Annotated in this window: 17 protein-coding genes and 1 pseudogene; 5 read left to right on the top strand and 13 right to left on the bottom strand. The window is 48.3% G+C overall.

All coding sequences use genetic code 11. The features are described 5' to 3' along the window. Positions 1-77: 77 nt before the first annotated feature. The 6 genes from A3849_RS24200 to A3849_RS24175 all read right to left on the bottom strand — a co-directional run bounded on the left by A3849_RS24200 (position 78) and on the right by A3849_RS24175 (position 6369). A complete protein-coding gene (locus tag A3849_RS24200; protein WP_074113691.1) occupies positions 78-1148 on the bottom strand; it encodes an ABC transporter ATP-binding protein in 1071 nt (356 codons plus the stop codon). 275 nt (positions 1149-1423) lie between these two features. Further along, positions 1424-2398 (bottom strand): phosphotransferase family protein, encoded by a 975-nt coding sequence (locus A3849_RS24195; protein ID WP_074113690.1) that lies wholly within the window; start codon positions 2396-2398, stop codon positions 1424-1426. A 4-nt stretch (positions 2399-2402) separates the two neighbouring features. After that, entirely contained in the window at positions 2403-3371 is a 969-nt protein-coding gene (locus A3849_RS24190; RefSeq protein ID WP_074113689.1) for a sugar phosphate isomerase/epimerase family protein, read from the bottom strand. 36 nt (positions 3372-3407) lie between these two features. Beyond that, complete coding sequence (locus A3849_RS24185) at positions 3408-4472, bottom strand: Gfo/Idh/MocA family protein (RefSeq protein ID WP_074113688.1); 1065 nt, start codon at positions 4470-4472, stop codon at positions 3408-3410. A gap of 39 nt (positions 4473-4511) precedes the next feature. After that, entirely contained in the window at positions 4512-5609 is a 1098-nt protein-coding gene (locus A3849_RS24180; protein ID WP_074113687.1) for a Gfo/Idh/MocA family protein, read from the bottom strand. Beyond that, positions 5602-6369 (bottom strand): sugar phosphate isomerase/epimerase family protein, encoded by a 768-nt coding sequence (locus tag A3849_RS24175; protein WP_074113686.1) that lies wholly within the window; start codon positions 6367-6369, stop codon positions 5602-5604. Before A3849_RS24175 ends, A3849_RS24180 begins: the two co-directional genes overlap by 8 nt. Positions 6370-6695: 326 nt before the next feature. Here A3849_RS24175 and A3849_RS24170 point away from each other — a divergent pair, with 326 nt between their 5' ends. Next, positions 6696-7529 (top strand): AraC family transcriptional regulator, encoded by an 834-nt coding sequence (locus A3849_RS24170; RefSeq protein WP_074113685.1) that lies wholly within the window; start codon positions 6696-6698, stop codon positions 7527-7529. Positions 7530-7569: 40 nt separating this feature from the next. On the opposite strand, the gene A3849_RS24165 is transcribed toward A3849_RS24170, so the two are convergent. Further along, positions 7570-7833, bottom strand: coding sequence for a hypothetical protein (locus tag A3849_RS24165; RefSeq protein WP_074113684.1), 264 nt, complete (start codon positions 7831-7833; stop codon positions 7570-7572). A gap of 201 nt (positions 7834-8034) precedes the next feature. On the opposite strand from A3849_RS24165, the gene A3849_RS24160 reads away from it, so the two are divergent. Next, positions 8035-8352 carry a hypothetical protein gene (locus A3849_RS24160; RefSeq protein WP_074113683.1) on the top strand — a complete coding sequence of 106 codons (318 nt, stop codon included), beginning with the start codon at positions 8035-8037 and terminating at the stop codon, positions 8350-8352. 21 nt (positions 8353-8373) lie between these two features. Further along, positions 8374-9054 carry a TIGR00266 family protein gene (locus tag A3849_RS24155; RefSeq protein WP_074113682.1) on the top strand — a complete coding sequence of 227 codons (681 nt, stop codon included), beginning with the start codon at positions 8374-8376 and terminating at the stop codon, positions 9052-9054. Positions 9055-9177: 123 nt separating this feature from the next. Here A3849_RS24155 and fur read toward each other — a convergent pair whose 3' ends face one another. Beyond that, positions 9178-9651 carry a ferric iron uptake transcriptional regulator gene (fur, locus tag A3849_RS24150; protein WP_074113681.1) on the bottom strand — a complete coding sequence of 158 codons (474 nt, stop codon included), beginning with the start codon at positions 9649-9651 and terminating at the stop codon, positions 9178-9180. A 206-nt stretch (positions 9652-9857) separates the two neighbouring features. Here fur and A3849_RS24145 point away from each other — a divergent pair, with 206 nt between their 5' ends. Both A3849_RS24145 and A3849_RS24140 read left to right on the top strand, forming a co-directional pair. After that, a complete protein-coding gene (locus tag A3849_RS24145; protein ID WP_074113680.1) occupies positions 9858-10733 on the top strand; it encodes an AraC family transcriptional regulator in 876 nt (291 codons plus the stop codon). A gap of 95 nt (positions 10734-10828) precedes the next feature. Beyond that, a complete protein-coding gene (locus A3849_RS24140; RefSeq protein WP_074113679.1) occupies positions 10829-11503 on the top strand; it encodes an S-layer homology domain-containing protein in 675 nt (224 codons plus the stop codon). 197 nt (positions 11504-11700) lie between these two features. Here A3849_RS24140 and A3849_RS34110 read toward each other — a convergent pair. The 5 genes and pseudogenes from A3849_RS34110 to A3849_RS24115 form a co-directional block, all read right to left on the bottom strand. Next, positions 11701-13155, bottom strand: a pseudogene (locus tag A3849_RS34110) (IS1182 family transposase); the annotation flags it as partial. A 249-nt stretch (positions 13156-13404) separates the two neighbouring features. Next, positions 13405-13830, bottom strand: coding sequence for a GNAT family N-acetyltransferase (locus A3849_RS24130; RefSeq protein WP_074113678.1), 426 nt, complete (start codon positions 13828-13830; stop codon positions 13405-13407). Positions 13831-14645: 815 nt separating this feature from the next. After that, the gene (locus A3849_RS24125) at positions 14646-15398 is read right to left on the bottom strand and encodes an amino acid ABC transporter ATP-binding protein (protein ID WP_074113677.1); all 753 of its coding nucleotides are present in this window, start codon (positions 15396-15398) and stop codon (positions 14646-14648) included. Between the two features lie 12 nt (positions 15399-15410). Then, entirely contained in the window at positions 15411-16079 is a 669-nt protein-coding gene (locus A3849_RS24120) for an amino acid ABC transporter permease (protein WP_074113676.1), read from the bottom strand. A gap of 58 nt (positions 16080-16137) precedes the next feature. Further along, a complete protein-coding gene (locus tag A3849_RS24115) occupies positions 16138-16989 on the bottom strand; it encodes an amino acid ABC transporter substrate-binding protein (protein ID WP_074113675.1) in 852 nt (283 codons plus the stop codon). Positions 16990-17297 lie beyond the last annotated feature (308 nt).

The raw sequence follows: 17297 nt of genomic DNA, 5'->3' as shown, positions 1-17297 counted from the left end.
TATATAAACTTTAAACCGTTATTTAACGCAAAAAAGCGCCAAGCCCTTAAGGGAGCTTGGCGCTTACATTTAATATATTAATATTCTCCGGCGTTCTCTACCAGAATCGGTTGCGGATAAGCATTGCTAAGGACACGCCGTCTTTTCTTCACCACTTCAGGCGGCTCAACCGCTGGCGCCATTGGATGCATAAGCCAGGATTTCACCAGATGAGAGTCGGACACCTTGTACATTGGAGGTTCTTTCTCCATATCGATCTGCATCGCATAAGTGCTGCGGAGTGCAAAAGCATCGCCCTTCGGCGGCTTGATCAGATCCGGAGGCGTTCCGGGAATCGCAGTAAGCAAAGAACCCTTACTTTCCAGACTTGGCATGGAAGCCAACAGACCCCAGGTATACGGATGTCTTGGGTCATAGAAGATTTCTTCCGCTGTGCCCATTTCAACAATCTGACCGGCATACATTACCGCAACACGGTCAGCCATTCTGGCTACAACCCCGAGATCATGGGTAATGAAGATAATTGCCGTATCAATTTTCTTCTGAAGATCCTTCATCAGATCCAGGATTTGTGCCTGAATCGTTACATCTAGCGCAGTGGTTGGCTCATCGGCAATCAGAAGCTTAGGATTGGCTGCAAGTGCCATGGCAATTACCACACGCTGGCGCATCCCACCGCTGAACTCATGCGGATATTGCTGAAAACGGCGTTCCGGTGAAGGTATCCCTACGAGATTCAGCAGTTCGACCGCGCGATTGTACGCAGCATCCTTGGAGATTTTCTCATGCTTGAACAGCACTTCGGTAATTTGCTTACCAACCTTCATCATCGGATTCAGCGAGGTCATCGGGTCCTGAAAAATCATTCCGATTTCTTTCCCGCGGATCTTCTGCATTTGCTTTTCATTTTTACCAATCAGGTCCTGCCCGTCGAACAAAATCTGTCCGCGCTTGTATTCACCCATCGGCTGGGGAACCAGCTTCATGACCGCCTGCGAAGTTACGCTCTTACCGGAACCGGATTCGCCCACGATCGCCAGTGTTTCCCCTTTATTCACATGAAAGCTTACACCACGGATCGCTTGTACTTCGCCTCCGCGTGTTCTGAATGATATAGCCAGGTCTTTTACCTCTAAAAGGCGCTCCATCCTGTCACCCTCTCGTTTCTTTTCAAATTACGATAATGATTCTCAATACGTAAAAAACACGCAATAAGTATTATTTTATCTATTTACATGTGCTTACGTCAAGAATTTTCTGAAAACCGGCGATGCCGAAGCAAACGCGTTCATCCCTAACAAAATATACACGAACCGCAACAGTATAGCAAAATTACACACGGCCCCGTTCAAGGCCGCTGCTGCATTCCACAGGCAAGAAGACCGGTGTCTCCTGTGAGAACCGGCCTTCCGCTTTTTCACATTTATACTTCCGCTGTGTTCACAAAGTCTTTCAAGGTTTCCTGCAAATTATCAAACGCCCAGCGAATATGATTCTCATCCTTATATTGCCTGGAGTAATATTCGATGACCAGAATCAGATCAAGATACAGGTCGTACAGCCTGATACGGAGCTGCTCGCCCGGACTGTCAAACACCGCACCATAACCCTCCAAGAATGCCGGAGAATTCTCAAAGTGCCGGAAGTAATATTCGAGCAGGACATCCCCCCACAGCGCGCGTTCCCAGTCAATAATCGAGACAATCGCACCGTCTTGGACAAAGATATTGCCATTCCACAGATCCCAGTGAATCAGGCGCGGTTCGGTTACCTCATCAAGTGCAGGCAGATACTTCTCCAGCCCCTGCCTAATTTCGTCATACGAAGACGGGAGCGCAGCCCCCAGTCTTTGACCATCGTCCAGCACATTATGAATCATCTTCGTGAAGGTCTCACGCCAGGTTCTTCCTGTTCCATCAGGAGACTCCCCAAAAAGCCCAAAGTGCCCGCCCTTTATCTCATTTATTAGCCTTTGATAGCGGCCCAGCTCCAGTTCAATGGAGGCCTTCACTTCATCCGTGAGGCTATCTTTGACCTCATTGTAGGGCATCCCTTCAACCTTTTCCATGAAGAAATAAGGACTTCTAATCCATTTGCAGCTCTCATCGAATCCATATACGGCCGGCACCGGAACGCTGCCTGCTGCCAGAACCAGACGAAGTGCCTCCACTTCTGCTCGCATGATGTCTTTTTCGTAGCTCAGCGTTGCTGTCTCTTCAGAGGGTGCGACCTTCAGAATCACGGATCGTCCGTCCGATAATTCAAGATCGTAGGCAGTATTAAAAAAACCTCCGGTCAACTCCTTGCTGCTGATGATCGAAGTATCCTTTCCAAACGTACCCGTTACTAAAGTTCTCAGCTGCTGATCATCCAATTTGACTTTAGTAAAACTCTCCATTTGTTTAGACCCACCACATATCGGCAAGCGGTTCCTCAATTAGTACCTGGCGGAGATTGTCTACCGCTTTGGAGAATCCTTCTTCAATAGACATCAGTCCATCCTCGTGCTCAATACTGACCACATAATCATAGCCAACCAAGCGGAGCGCACTGATGATATCCGCCCAGACCTTCACATCATGGCCATAGCCCACCGAACGGAACTGCCAGGCCCGGTCCAGCATATTTGTATAAGATTGCATGTCGGTCAAACCATACATATTCACATTTACCGGATCAATCACGGTATCTTTGGCATGGAAATGATGAATTGCACCCTGACGTCCCAGGATATGAATGGCCTGCACTGGATCAATGCCCTGCCACCACATATGGCTCGGATCAAGGTTCGCGCCGATCACTTCACCTGCTGCCTCTCTGAGACGCAGAAGAGTAGCGGGCGTATGCACAGAGAAGCCTCCATGCAGCTCAAGACCAATCTTCACATCATGCTGCGAGGCAAACGCGCCCCATTCTGTCCAATAAGGGATCACTTTGTTCTCCCACTGCCAGGTCAGAATCTCCTGGTAGTCATTCGGCCATGGAGCTACCGGCCAGTTCGGGTATTTTGCATTTTCATGATCGCCCGGGCAACCCGAAAAGGTGTTCACAACAGCAACACCAAGCTTCTGCGCCAGTTTGACCGAATTGACAAAATCCTCGTGATCCTTACGGGCAAGCTCTTTTTGCGGATGCAGTGGATTACCGTGGCAGCTCAGTGCACTAATCATCAGACCGCGAGACTCTACCGCATGCTTGAATTCTTTGAGTGCAGTCTCATTCTCCAGCAGGAGCTTGGGATCACAGTGGCTGTTACCCGGATTGCCTCCAGTGCCGATCTCTACAGCCTTAAGTCCTTTGGAAGCTACATAATCCAGCGCGTCCTCCAGCTTGCGACCGCCGAAAAGCACCATAAATACTCCAAGTTTCATTGTTCTGCCGCCTCTCATTCATGATAAGCATTCATTTCAATATACGTCAAAATCCTTAATGGTCTGATTGGTTTCAGCCGCTGCAAATATCGCCTCGATCAGCTTCAGCACCCGCATGACCTCAGCATTTTTGACAATCGGCTCTGCCGTTCCCTCAATGACATCGGCAAAATTGGTATAGAAGCTGGAGGACAGTTCCACTGCTGTCGGCAGCACATCTGTAACCGTCGCCCCTTCTGATGGTGGAGCCATGGTCTTCGTAAGGCCCACACCGGCGCGGATTGGGGTAGGCTCCCGTCTTTCGCTCTCCTGGTTGCGGGTAACGATCCGTCCCGTTAATGACCAATCTTCAATAATTCCGGTACCTTCAGTACCTTTTACATACCATCTTGGCAGCGTAATAAAGTTGGTTGTTCCTACTTCCACGACAGCCTTGATGCCATTCTCAAATTGCAGCAGCGCCTCGAAGCCGTCATCCACTTCATTGCCCAGAATGAAGCTTAAGCTGCTGCTCACGCTGGTCACTTTACTGTCAATCATGAACAACAACTGATCCAGCAGATGAACACCCCAATCCAGCAGCATGCCACCGCCCTGTGCCTTCACGTGCCGCCAGTCACCGGGGATGCCATTGGCTCCGTGCACACGCGATTCAAGCTGGAACAGAGGACCGATCGTGTTATGCTCATACATTTCCTTGATGATCCTGAAGTCTTCGTCCCACCGGCGGTTCTGATGCACCATCATGATACGTCCGGCGGCTTCAGCCGCCTCAAGCATTTCATTGAATTCATCCGAGGATAATGCCACCGGCTTCTCGCAGACCACATGCTTACCGGCTCTAAAAGCTGCAATGGCGATTTCTTTGTGTACATCATTAGGTGTGGCAATCAGTATGGTTCCAACCTTCGGATCAGCCAGAACCTCCTCATAGCTGGCATAAGCCGTATATCCCGCTTTTACCGAAGCACTGCGGCGTTCCTCCAGCAGATCGAACGTTCCGGCCACCTCCAGGCGGCCGTTCTCCTCAATCAATTGTGTGTGATAGCTTCCCATTCCGCCATAGCCAACGATGACGATTGTATGCTTCTGTGAACTCATGGTCTCCACTCCTGTTTCGATAGACGTTAACTTTGCCAGTTATTTGTCTGAACTTTCGTCAAAATACACCGCACGGCCAGTCCGTGCCGATTCATAGATTGCTTCAAGAATTTGCGTAACTACAAAAGCTTGCTCCGGTTTTACAACGGGTTCTTTGTCTTCAATTACTGCTTCCAGCCACAAGCGGGCTTCACGATCTGCTTCACTCTCCGCTTCTCCGCTGTAGAAGGCTACACCGCCGGAGGAGAGATCCACTTTGGTCTCGTACAGACGTCCCGCACGCTCTCCATTCAAACGGAGACCATCCTTCATATCTGCCCCGCCTTCTGTGCCTGCAAGTAAAGTTTGAGCTTCACGGAACTCGGACACATTCAGTGCCCAACTGGATTCCAGAGAGATAGTCGCTCCATTTTCCATAGTAATAAATCCAAAGGCGGAATCTTCTACCTTGAATTGTTCAGGATCCCAAGGACCGAAGGCATTTGCCGCGTTTTTCTTCTGTCCCAGCTTGTGGAATGTCGAACCGACTACCATCCGAGGTTTATAATTATCCATCAGCCACAGGGTCAAATCAAGCGCATGTGTCCCGATATCGATCAGCGGGCCTCCTCCCTGCTTCTCTTCATCCAGAAATACTCCCCACGTAGGAACCGCACGGCGGCGCAGCGCAATAGCCTTGCCGTAATAAATCTCACCCAGTTCTCCACTCTCACAGAGGCCCTTCAGATATTCACTGTCCGAACGGAAGCGGTTCTGGTATGCGATGGAGAGCTTTTTGCCTGTACGGCGTGCAGCATCCAGCATTTCCTGAGCCTGGGCTGTTGTCTTTGCCATTGGCTTTTCACACATTACGTGTTTGCCGGCTTCAAGCGCTGCTACCGAGATCACGGAATGACTGTCATTAGGCGTACATACATGAACGATATCAAATCCGCCTTTTGCCAGAAGCTCCCGGAAATCTGTGTAGACCGCTGCATCCTCAGTCCCATAAGTTTTCGCCGCTTCCTGTGCACGTTCCTCTACGATGTCACAAAAAGCCACCATTTCGGCATTTTTTTGACGGGACAGACTTGGCATATGTTTGCCGTTTGCGATACCACCGCAACCGATAATAGCAATTTTGAGTTTGTTAGACATGAACTTTTCCTCCTTGATTGGCATATGATTTAACCCATTTCAGGCTGTCCGCTACACTTTCAAGCGCTGAACGGCTGCAATAATCCTGTTCTACTACGGCCCATTCCGCACCCGCTGCATCAGCGGCTTCCAGAATCGCAGCCAGATTCACTTCCCCTTCGCCCAGTACAACCGTCTCTGCCGATCCGTCTTCGCGTTTTTTCATATCCTTCAGATGGATAATCGGCAGTCGTCCGGCATATTTGCTGATATATTCTACCGGGTCATAGCCGCCATAGTATACCCAGCACGTATCCATTTCCACTTTCAGCACATCGGCAGGCACTTCCTCGAAGATACCGTCAAAAGCGGTCCGTCCGCCGAATTGCTCCGTGAATTCGAAATCATGATTATGATAAGAAAGAACGGCGCCGCGAGCGCTGCACTTCTCTCCGATAATCCGCAAATTCGCTGCAACCTCTTCCCAATTGCGCTGCTCTTCAGTCAGATAAGGCACAATCAGATTGCGGTTGCCAATAGCCAGATTGAAGCTGATTTCCTGCTCCGTGTCATTCAGCATTGCATCATATGGACGATGTGCGCCGAGCGCAGTAAGACCCGTTTCCTGAAGCAGCACAACCACTTCTTCTGCCGTCCGTCCAAAGAAATGATAAAATTCCACCCCGGCATATCCAAGCTCCGCTACCTTGCGGAGTGTTCCTTCAAAATCCTGTTCCAGTTCTTCTCTCAGCGTATACAGCTGCAAGCCGATCTTCAGCATGTTTACCTCACTCCTAATGGTTTGGATTGTACTTCCATATCTATCCTGCTTCTTATCGTCCCTGTGGTGCCACATCACATGACTCACCTGAACAAAAGGGCTGCAAGCAACTGAATGCCCAATATCTGTCTCCCTTATCCCTCATGTTCCATATGCGTACCTATGTAGCTTTCAGAGCCGCTATAAAGCCCCCTCCACATTATTTATATGTTTTTTGCTCAGGTCCATAGTAATATGAAAGCGTATATAATAAAATGAAGAATATGATTAAAACATGAACAATCTGCTTATCATTTCAATACCCTATTCCATCACCAGGAGGACCTATGACACAAACAGCACCTTGCCATATCCTGTCAGCAGGATTCTCAGTGCACCGCAAGCCATTCCATATGTCGGGTGGTGACAGCGTCCAGTATTATCTCCTGCGTCTGCAGACTGAAGGACGTAGCCGGACCATGGTTGATGGTGTTCTCACCACCGTAGAGAGTGGCGATCTAATGTTGTTCGCTCCAAGCGATCCTTATTATCTGAGCATCGACAAAGAGAGCTATCCCGTGGGGAAGCCCCGCATTGAAAGCGGCGACTATCATATTTTCTGCGGAGGGCCCTGGATTGAAGAATGGTGGACCCGCAAACAGCGCCCGTTGGTTCTCCCCATGCCGCTCAGCGACTATTTCCTGGGCCTGTTCCGCCAAATCGTGCTGGAGCAGCGCCGTTTATCCAATCCTTCACCAGAGATCTCAGCTTGTTATCTGCAGATCTTATGCCTTGAAATCGACCGCCTGATGTCTGAACAGCCAGCGATTTCACCCAAAGGCTATCTGGCGTACCGCATGAAGCAATATGTCGAGGAGCATGCGGCTTATCCGTTCCGTCTTGAGGATGTGGCCGGACATGTGGATATATCGGTCTCCCGCGCGGTTCATCTGTTTAAGGAGGCTTTTGGCACCACCATTGTCAAATATGTAAACGACGTCAGGCTGGATATGGCACGGGAACGGATCACCTTCAGCCCTATGCCGCTGGAGCATGTCTCTGAGACATGCGGCTTTGCAAATTATACTTATTTCCACCGTTTATTCCGGGGACGTTTCGGGATGTCACCCAAGCAATACCGTGCCTATAGCCGGCAGACCGAAATGGCCTCACTGCCGTAATCCGAACCTGCCTGGGTCTGTACTGGCGAATCAATGGTATTTATACCTTGGATTTCGTCCAATACTTCTGAATCACAACAATGGTGAATTTAGCTATATTCTCCAGACATGCAAAAGGAGCGCCATCCTGAAAGATCCGCTCCTTGTGTTTGACTTTATTCAGTTTCTGCTGCTTGCTTGGGGTGACCCGGACATGCTGGGATATCACGCCGTACTGATCATTTTGCCTGCGGTTTCGTTCCGCGCACCAGGTGCCGGAGCGTTCTGCCCTCAGCAGAGCTTTTTGTGTTTTTGTGCGTGCCATATGCGCTTGCACTCCTTTTGAAATCTGAATGTTCAACAGTTAGGTATCTGGGCTGCTGATATTTTAACTTTAACATATTCGCTTGAGGATTTCCCTGTAAAGTTGATTATAATCATTCTGCCTGCCGGCGTCCGCTTGCACAAGCAGCTCCGGGTACAGTATTCTTGATGGTACAAGTATATCCCTAAAAAGGAAGATTCCATGAAGAATCATGAACGTCCGAGGATCATTACCTTATGCGGTTCCACCAAGTTCAAACCTCAGTTCGAGGCTGCTAATGCCGCTTTAACCCGCCAAGGCGTAATCGTGCTGAGTCTGGGATTCTTTGAACAGAGCGAAGGCATTCATATTACAGCAGATGAGGCGCATCTGTTCGAACAGCTCCATTACAGCAAAATCAAAATGTCAGATGGAATTATGGTCATTCATGTGAACGGGTATATCGGTGAAAGTACACGCAAAGAGATTGAGTACGCCCGCCGGACGGGCAAAACAGTGGAGTACTGGGAAAGCCAGTAACTACAGATGCGGAGGGAATTCATGAAATACGATGTATTGTACGAAGGTGCTTTTGCTATGCTTAAGGTGTATTTGAATCCTGGTGAAAGTGTCAAAGCAGAGATGGGTGCGATGGTCGCCATGTCCCCCACTGTGGAAATCAGAGGTACTGTCGACGGCGGCCTGATGAGGGGACTGGGAAGAATGCTGAGCGGGGAAAAGTTTTTCTTCCAGGAACTGACGGCAACAAGAGGGCAAAGTGAAGTCCTGCTCTCTCCGGGATCCATTGGTGACATTCAGGCCATAGAGCTGGACGGATCGTACAAGCTATATGTGCAAAAGGACGGATTTCTCGCCGGAACCCATGGCATTCAGGTCAATACAAAAATGCAGAATCTGACGCGGGGGCTGTTCTCCGGGGAAGGATTCTTCATCGTTGAGATCAGCGGCAGCGGCACCGTGTTCCTCTCATCATTCGGAGCGATACATGCCATTAACCTGGAACCGGGCGAGGAAATGATTATTGATAACGGACATCTGGTGGCCTGGCCGGATTATATGGAATACAAGGTGGAAAAAGCAGCCTCCGGCTGGTTAAACAGCTTAACAAGCGGGGAAGCCCTGGTCTGCCGGTTCCGCGGCGAAGGTGTTGTGCTGGTGCAGTCCCGCAATCCGGGCAGCTTCGGAACATGGATCAAATCTTTTGTACCCAACAGGCCCTAAAAAAATCAAAAACGGCATTTCAGAGCGCAATGATCAGGCTCTTGAAATGCCGTTTCCACTTGTGGGCAGAAATTCCACCAGCTATATCATTCATCTGCTAGATGCCTCATACCAGCGCCAACCTCATGAGACCGCCTGGCAATCCTTTTCTCCTTTGCAGCCGCTTCGTTTGCATGTATTGTAGGTGCCTTTGAAGTCGAGCCGGTGGTCCGTAACATTGAACCCATATTCCTGTTCCAGCCGGAGCTCCAGGTCTTGAAGCCAATCTTCCTTAATTTCCTCCAGCCTGCCGCATACATTGCAAATCAGGTGATGGTGCATATGGGCATGATCGTCACCGCGCAAATCATATCGTGCTACCCCATCGCCAAAATTCATCTTTTCCACAATATGAAGTTCACATAGCAGTTCCAGAGTCCGGTACACCGTCGCAAGACCAAGATGTGGATAGCTGGCCTTAACCAGCATATATACTTCTTCCACACTTAAATGGTCCTTCTCATTATCCAGCAGGACTTTGACAATGGCTTCTCGCTGAGGAGTCAATTTATAGTTTTGTGCAGCAAATTGCTGACTGATATTAACAATCGGGTTCACCTTGGGTCTCCCACCTTTCCGGAAGCGAGGATTGCGATTATAATTAGTAATCGTTACGAATTAAGCATAACAAAAATACCCACCAAAGAAAAGGGCCTGACATGATTATACCATTACGTATTGAATTTTCGCACAAACCATCAAAAAAAATTATTAAGAATATTCCATAATAGACTTTGTACTCTACATGTAAGGGGATGAATCGGATGAGTTATTATCACAGAATTCAGCTGTCACTGGACTACATTGAAGATCATTTGCAGGACGAACTGCAGATTGCTGAGATTGCTGGCAAAGCGTGCTTTTCACCCTTCCATTTCCAGCGTATGTTCCTGGCGGTATCCGGCTTCACCGTACACGAATATATTCGCAAGCGGCGACTTACCGAAGCGGCGAAGCTGCTGCGTCACACCAGCGAAAGTGTGCTGCAAATTTCCCTGGCCTGCCAATATCAGTCCCAGGAAGCCTTCACAAGAGCTTTTCAAAGCTACGCAGGTGTGACTCCTGGCAAGTACCGGAAATCTCTGGATCTGACCACCGAATCCCTGCACAAGATCAACTTTCTGGAGCTGCCAAAAAACACCAAAGGAGATGTAGAACGAATGGACAAACCAACCATGATTCAGCTAGATGACACCCCTATTATCGGCTATAGATACAAAACCAGCCTGGACGGAGACGGCCACTATGAAGATATTCCCGGATTCTACGATGATTTTGGACGAAACGGACGGTTTATGCCTATCCCGGATAAGGTTTCTCCGGGAATGTCCTACGGTATCTCATGTGATTATAAGGACAACGGCGACTTCTCCTTCGTCGTAGGTGAGGCAGTAACGGAAAGTGCAGAATTGCCGGACAGGAATTATGTGCGATTGGTTCTCCCCGCAGGAAAGTATGCGATGTTCAAAGCTTATGGACCCGCCTCACTCACTGCAACGACCCGCAACTATATTTATGGAACCTGGCTGCCGAATTCCGGCTATGAACGTCGGGAAGGCCCCGATTTCGAAATCACGGATGTGGTGAACTCTTCTTTTCCTGAGCACATGCGCATCACGATTTATATTCCCGTAGTCTAAATTTAGCGGTCTGCAACCTTTCCATATTCTGTCGCGTCTAAGGAGTTGAATAAGGCCAAGCGGCCTGCATCCTATAGACAAAGGTGGACAACAATATGAACTTCAAAAAGAGCGCTTTTGCAGCGATCACCAGTGTATCGCTTCTTACTTTCTCAGTCGCCGGCCCCATCTTTGCCGCTGACAGCAGCTTCAAGGATATTGACAGCGTTACCGGCAAAGACAAAATCATTTCCCTAAAGGATCAAGGCCTGATCAAGGGCATCTCTGACACCCAGTTCCTTCCGGGTTCCAAAGTAACCACCGCTCAGGGCATACAGTTCATCTCAGGCGGCCTTCAGCTAAGCCTTGCGGCTATCGACTTCAACAAGGCGCCGCTCGCAAGCAACACGTTCACCAAGGTGAAAGACAACGCCTGGTACGCGGAAGCTTTTATCAACGCCCACTACAACGGGATTGAAATTCCTGCGGATATCGACCCAGCGAAGCCAATGACCAAAGAATTATTCACTAATCTGCTGATTCAGGGTATAGAAAAAGTGGGCAATCTGCCAATGATCAACATTGTCCCAGCCGACATTTCAGATGCGGATGCCTTGAACCCGTCTTTCCAGGGCAGCATTCAGCGCTCGCTGAAATACAAGATCAACACTCTGGATGAAGGCGGCAAGTTCAATCCGAAAAGTGAAATTACACGTGCTGAAGCAGCTGTTATGCTCTATAATGCTCTGGAATACCTGAAATCCAAAACGGATATTGTTCCACAAAGCTAAATACAAAGTAGACCCTTTTGCTCGTTCTGTCCTGCTAATGGCATCCCCATTGGCGCACCAAGTGGAAACGGCTTCGCCGTCCTTTTAAAAACATATGCTTCCGAAGCGGGGGTGTCCCATAAGTAGAATTTTCTACGAATGGGACCGTTCTTTTGTTTTAAAAACCGTAAAACGATAGCAAGGCAGCGATTCTCCCGTTATTGGAGGATCGCTGCTTTGCGTTTTTGGTCATTGGCTGCTTGCTTTAGCAGATTATGGGCAAGGGCAAGCCAACCGACTTCGAGGGTCACTTTCTCCATCCCTCGAAGCAGGAAGCGCCGGAATCCCCGGTTATTCTTCAGTTGTTCAAACACACTTTCCGGTTCCGTCATCCTCCGCACAACCAAGGCGTAACCGTCTTCACTCCGTAAAATTTCCCAAGCCTGTTTCTGGTATCGCAGTCGTTCCAAACTGACGACGACTTCCCGATTTCCTGTCGACCTTGTACAACGTTCCTTCAGTAGGCAACCGTCACAACTTTCGCTACGATAATGACGTTTTCGAATTTCATATCCACTCTCTAACGTTTCCTTGCTTACCTTGCGGAAATGCAGCATTTGTCCGGCTGGGCACTTCCATGTATCCTCGGCTTCATCGTACGTCCAGTTCTCAATCTTTCCAATATTCTCTTTCCACGCTTTGCTCTTTTCTTTGTGGTAGCTACCGTATTTGACCACGGCCTTCACGTGTTCGTTTTCCAAATACGCATAGTTCTCTTCACTACCGTAGCCTGCATCCACAATCACTGTCTGCGGAAGTTTCCCCAAGATCCGCCTTGCTTTTTCCATATGCGGCCATAAACAACGGGTATCGGTAGGTCTTGGATGTAGACTGTATGTTAATATAAACTGGTATTCGGTTCCGATCTGTACATTGTAACCCGGTTTGAGCTGACCGTTTCGTATGTGATCTTCCTTCATCCGTATAAAGGTTGCATCCGGGTCTGTCTTGCTGAAGCTGTTCCGGTCACCGAGCAGTACTTGGTACTGTTCGTACTTTAACAGCCTGGGCATCAAATCCTTGCGAAGCCTCTGAACGGCTTTTTTCAGTGGTTTGTCCTTGGGCTTCTCCAGCAGTTGCGACTCTAGCGCCTAGGTCATTTGTTCGAGTTTCTCCCTGCCGATCTCGGCGGACTCGCCAAGTTCGCTCAGGTCCTGGCCACGGTGTTCCTGTTATTCTTGTTTCTCTACGGCCTCAATATCGACAAACAATGCATGTACCTTTGCTTGCAGCTTGGCCTTATGTTTACTAACAGCTTTACCCCATACGAAGGTGTAGCGATTGGCGTTCGCCTCGATTTTGGTTCCATCCACAAAATAATGCTCCAGGGAGATGTATTTCTCGTCCGCCAGAAACTGAAACACGGCGGTAAATACGGTTTCAAGGACGTCCTTCATCCGCTGAGAACGAAAGCGGTTAAGCGTGTGGAAATCCGGGCGCTGCCGTCCCACCAGCCACATAAAGGGAATGTTTTCTCGGACCGCTTTGGCGATTTGCCGGGAGGAATAAATGCGCTGGGTGTAGGCGTAGATGATTACTTTGGTGAGCATTTTGGGGTGGTAGCTGTCGCGGCCGCCGCCAGGGTAGGCAGCGTCAAAGATGGCGTCGTCTATGTTAAAAGAAAATAAAGTGTTAGACTGTATTTGTTGATTTGACACGGTTTCTGAGTTTGATAATCGTTAACTTTTAATAAATAAGTATAAGACTGACTCATTAAAAGTAGCAGCGGCAGAACAAGGACTGCCGCTATTGTTATTAAACAAATGTTTCCCGTTAGTTGAACGGCTTTTGGGTACTCTGAACCACTCGCTCTCTTTAGCTCTCTATTAAAACTTTGCTGTTTGTTTACTAAAAGTGGTCTGTCATTTGTCTAACATTTTTGAAAAGTACTTAGGAGCCTCCTTAAAACCTTGTCTCTCATAAAATTTATGAGCATCTATTCTTCTGGAATGACAATGAACTTGGATACTGTCACATCCCCTTTTTCTGGCAGAGGCAGAGGCAAATTCCTCTAATTCCTTTCCAATTCCTTTACTTCTAATAGAAGAGTCCACAACAAAATAACTAATTGATGCGATATCTCCTTTCATACCCAATTGTGGGATATAATGCAGGGAAATACAGGCAGTAACCCTTCCTTCAGCTTCATAAACCATCAATTCTTCATTGGGGTCAGCAAGAAGCCTTTCCATGTTCTCTTTAATAAAAAATTCGGTGTCCGGGTAGCCTAATTGCATCAATAATTTGGATATATCTTTTCTATCCTCCAATTTCGCAACTCTAATCATAGATTTCATCTCCATTCATTTCTCACTTTATAAGGTGTCGCTCGACATAAATCTCTATCGGTAACCCATTCATCGAAATCATAGTATTATATTAGCGAAATTACTAGAACCACGGTGTGGCTATTTCTTTGCAGGTGTGGTTTGATGTTTCTGGATTTTATTGAGCTAACGTTCTCCGTTAGAATGAAGCGTCAGCTAGTCTAATACTTTGTTTTCCCAGTCTAACACTTTATTTTTCAGTCTAATACTTTATTTTCTTTGGACAGTCTAATCGATTGACAGCAGCATTTACGACACGAACGAGGTGGTTTTCGGGAATATCTTCTTCCATATCCATTGGCAAGTAAAGTTTGTCCATGGTATATTGAATGTACAAAAGAAACCTCTCCTTGATTGAAAATGGTTGGCCGCACTTCCATTTTACCAAAGAAAGGTTTCTTTTTTTATGATTTTAGAAGGATTGTAGATACGGTTCCCACTTAAACAGCGGAGAGAACGGAATGACCTGCGGAAAAGCGGCAGCGTTCGCCTTGGTCTCCGGATTTTCACCGCTAAGGGGAATGAAAAAATCTGGAGACCACAGCGATTGGAACAACGTTTCGTTCGCGGAGCGTCCTCACCAAGCGCAACCGTCTATCCAACTCTAAAAACAAGGGGCGTCCCAGCCATTTCATGGCTTATGGGACACCCCCTCAGGTATCCGTTTCAGCGAGAAATAGAAGGATGATTTATAGTGTGAAACATGTAAATCCTTATATTTGCAAAAAGGCAGTCCCGGACTTTCTTCCGGACTGCCTTTTTTGTTAATAACCAGATTAGATGTCCTCTCCGCTAAGCCGGTTCAGGAACTGCAGCGCACGCGGATTTGTTGTATGCTCCAGCACTTCAGCCGGTGTCCCCTGCTCCAGGATCACACCGTCATCCATCAATATAATCTGATCCGCCACATCCGCGGCGAATTTCATCTCATGGGTAACAATCACCATCGTCATGCCTTCGGCGGCAAGCTGCTTGATTACCTTCAAGACCTCGCCTACCAGCTCAGGATCAAGTGCCGATGTAGGTTCATCGAACAACAGCACTTCAGGTTCCACAGCCATCGCCCGCGCAATAGCTACACGCTGCTGCTGCCCGCCTGATAATTGATGCGGGTAAGCATCCACCTTGTCTGCAAGGCCAACCTTGGTGAGCAACTCGATGCCCTTCTTGCGGGCTTCCTCTTTGGAACGTTTCTGAACGGTAACCTGGCCCTCCATCACATTCCCCAATGCGGTCATATGCGGGAACAAATTATAGGACTGAAAGACCATTCCGGTCCGCTGGCGGAGTGCAAGTATCGAACGCTGGGGGATTTTGCCGCCGGCTGTGAAATTCAGCTTCAGATCAGCCAGCGACAGGCTTCCCTGGTCTGGCTGTTCCAACAGATTGAAGCAGCGGAGCAGCGTTGTTTTTCCAGATCCGGAGGGGCCTATAATAACTAGTACTTTGCCATGTTCAATGGTGAGGTCTACACCCTTCAGCACTTGGAGGGAGCCGAACGATTTGTGCAAGTCACGAATTTCAATCACGGGTACTCCTCCTTATCTCGCCGAGTAACGGTCGAGCCGCTTCTCCAGGTAATTTTGCAGAACGGACAGCACGGAACAAAACAGCAGATAAAACAGAGCCGCTTCACAGTATAACAGCAGCGGTTCATAGGTGGTTGCCGTAATCTGCTGCGCTGTTTTGAAAATCTCAACATAAGTGATTGTCGCTGCAAGCGAAGTGTCCTTAACAAGGCTGATAAAAGAATTGGACAACGGTGGAACCGAAACACGTGCCGCCTGAGGGAGAATAACTCTGCGCAGCGCCTGTCCCCGTGTCATTCCGACAGAGAATGCTGCTTCCCATTGGCCTTTATGTATAGACAGAATCGCGGCCCGCACAATCTCGGAGGAATACGCGCCCACGCTCAGCGTGAATCCTATCGTAGCAGCAATAAAGGGATCTAGTATGATGCCTACCGCCGGCAAGCCGTAAAAAATAATAAACAGTTGCACCAGGAGAGGTGTGCCCCGGATTATCCAAACGTAAAAGCGGGCGATTAGCTTCGGCAGGGTCCATGGGGACAGACGGATCAGTGCGGTCAATACTGCCAGCAGAAGCCCCAAGATAAATGAAACGACAGCCAGCGGAATGGTAAAAGCCACCCCGGCTTTGAGCAGGGGCAGCATCGAATCAAGGAAAATTTGTATTTTGCGGTCATCCATAGTTCAGACATCCTTCTCTAGACTATGGGCGGCCTCGACCGCCCTCGTCTACCTGTTATTATTTGGAAACGTCAGCGCCAAAATACTTCTCGGAAATCTTCAGGTATGAACCGTCACTCTTCATAGCTGCCAGAGCTTCACTCACAGCGGCTACCAGTTCATCGTTGCCTTTCAGGAAGACAGCCGCACTCTGAGAGCCCTCTGCAATTTCGTCAACAACCTTTATTTTCACATCCGGTTTCTGCTTCTTCAGATCCAGATAAGACAGACCGTCATTCACAGTTGCATCAATGCGCCCAGAGGTCAGCAGGTCAATAGCTTGATTAAAACCGTCTGTTGCCACAATCTCCGCTCCGTTCTTACGGGCGATATCGGACAGATTACTGGTCATAGACTGGCCGGCTTTCTTGCCTTTCAGATCAGCGAAGGTCTTGATATCTTCATTCTTCTCGCCCACAATCAGCACAGCTTTGGAGACAATATAAGGTTCCGAGAAATCGTACTTCACCTTGCGTTCGTCAGTAATGGAAACTTCATTAAAGATAACATCAAAGCGCTTCGCGTCCATCCCGGCAAAAATGCCGTCCCACTGGGTTTCGAAAAATTCCGCTTGTACTCCCAGCCGCTTGGCCACCTCTTCAGCGATCTCTACGTCAAAGCCGGTTAGCTTGCCGGAAGCATCATGGAAGGTAAATGGTGCATAGGTGCCCTCGGTCCCAATACGCAGCTTACCGCTGGCTTTGATGGCCTCCAGGCTGTTTTGTTCCGCTGGCGCTGCAGCTCCTTCAGTGGGTGCTGCCGAAGACTCGGCTGCTGAATTTTTGCCTCCGGCATTATTGTTATTATTGCCGCAAGCAGCTACAAGCACCACAGTAAGCAGCAATAGGATAGTCAGACTAAGTTTTTTCATAAATCGATAACCCCTCTCGTCTCATTCTCTGTATGTACCGGATGTTCATCGGCAAGTTGAATAGTAACACCGTCACATCAGCGGAGTCAATAGTTTTTCCGATAATAAACATCGGAATTATGATGTAAGCGTTTGAACCGCTATTCTCCTTATCTTAAGCCTGCCGGTATTGAGATAGCTTACCCCATAACATGTTAAATTCCCCAGAGAAATCAGGTACAAAAAGTGGAAACAGCTTCGCAGTCTTAATAAAGCCTATACAATAAAAAATCCCCGCAGCACCTGAATGCTGAACGGAGAAATTCACA

It is taken from the genome of Paenibacillus sp. P46E, assembly GCF_001909095.1.
GTDB lineage: Bacteria > Bacillota > Bacilli > Paenibacillales > Paenibacillaceae > Paenibacillus_AQ > Paenibacillus_AQ helianthi.
Note: the sequence above shows the minus strand (reverse complement) of the source record. Positions and strands in the feature narration are given on the sequence as shown.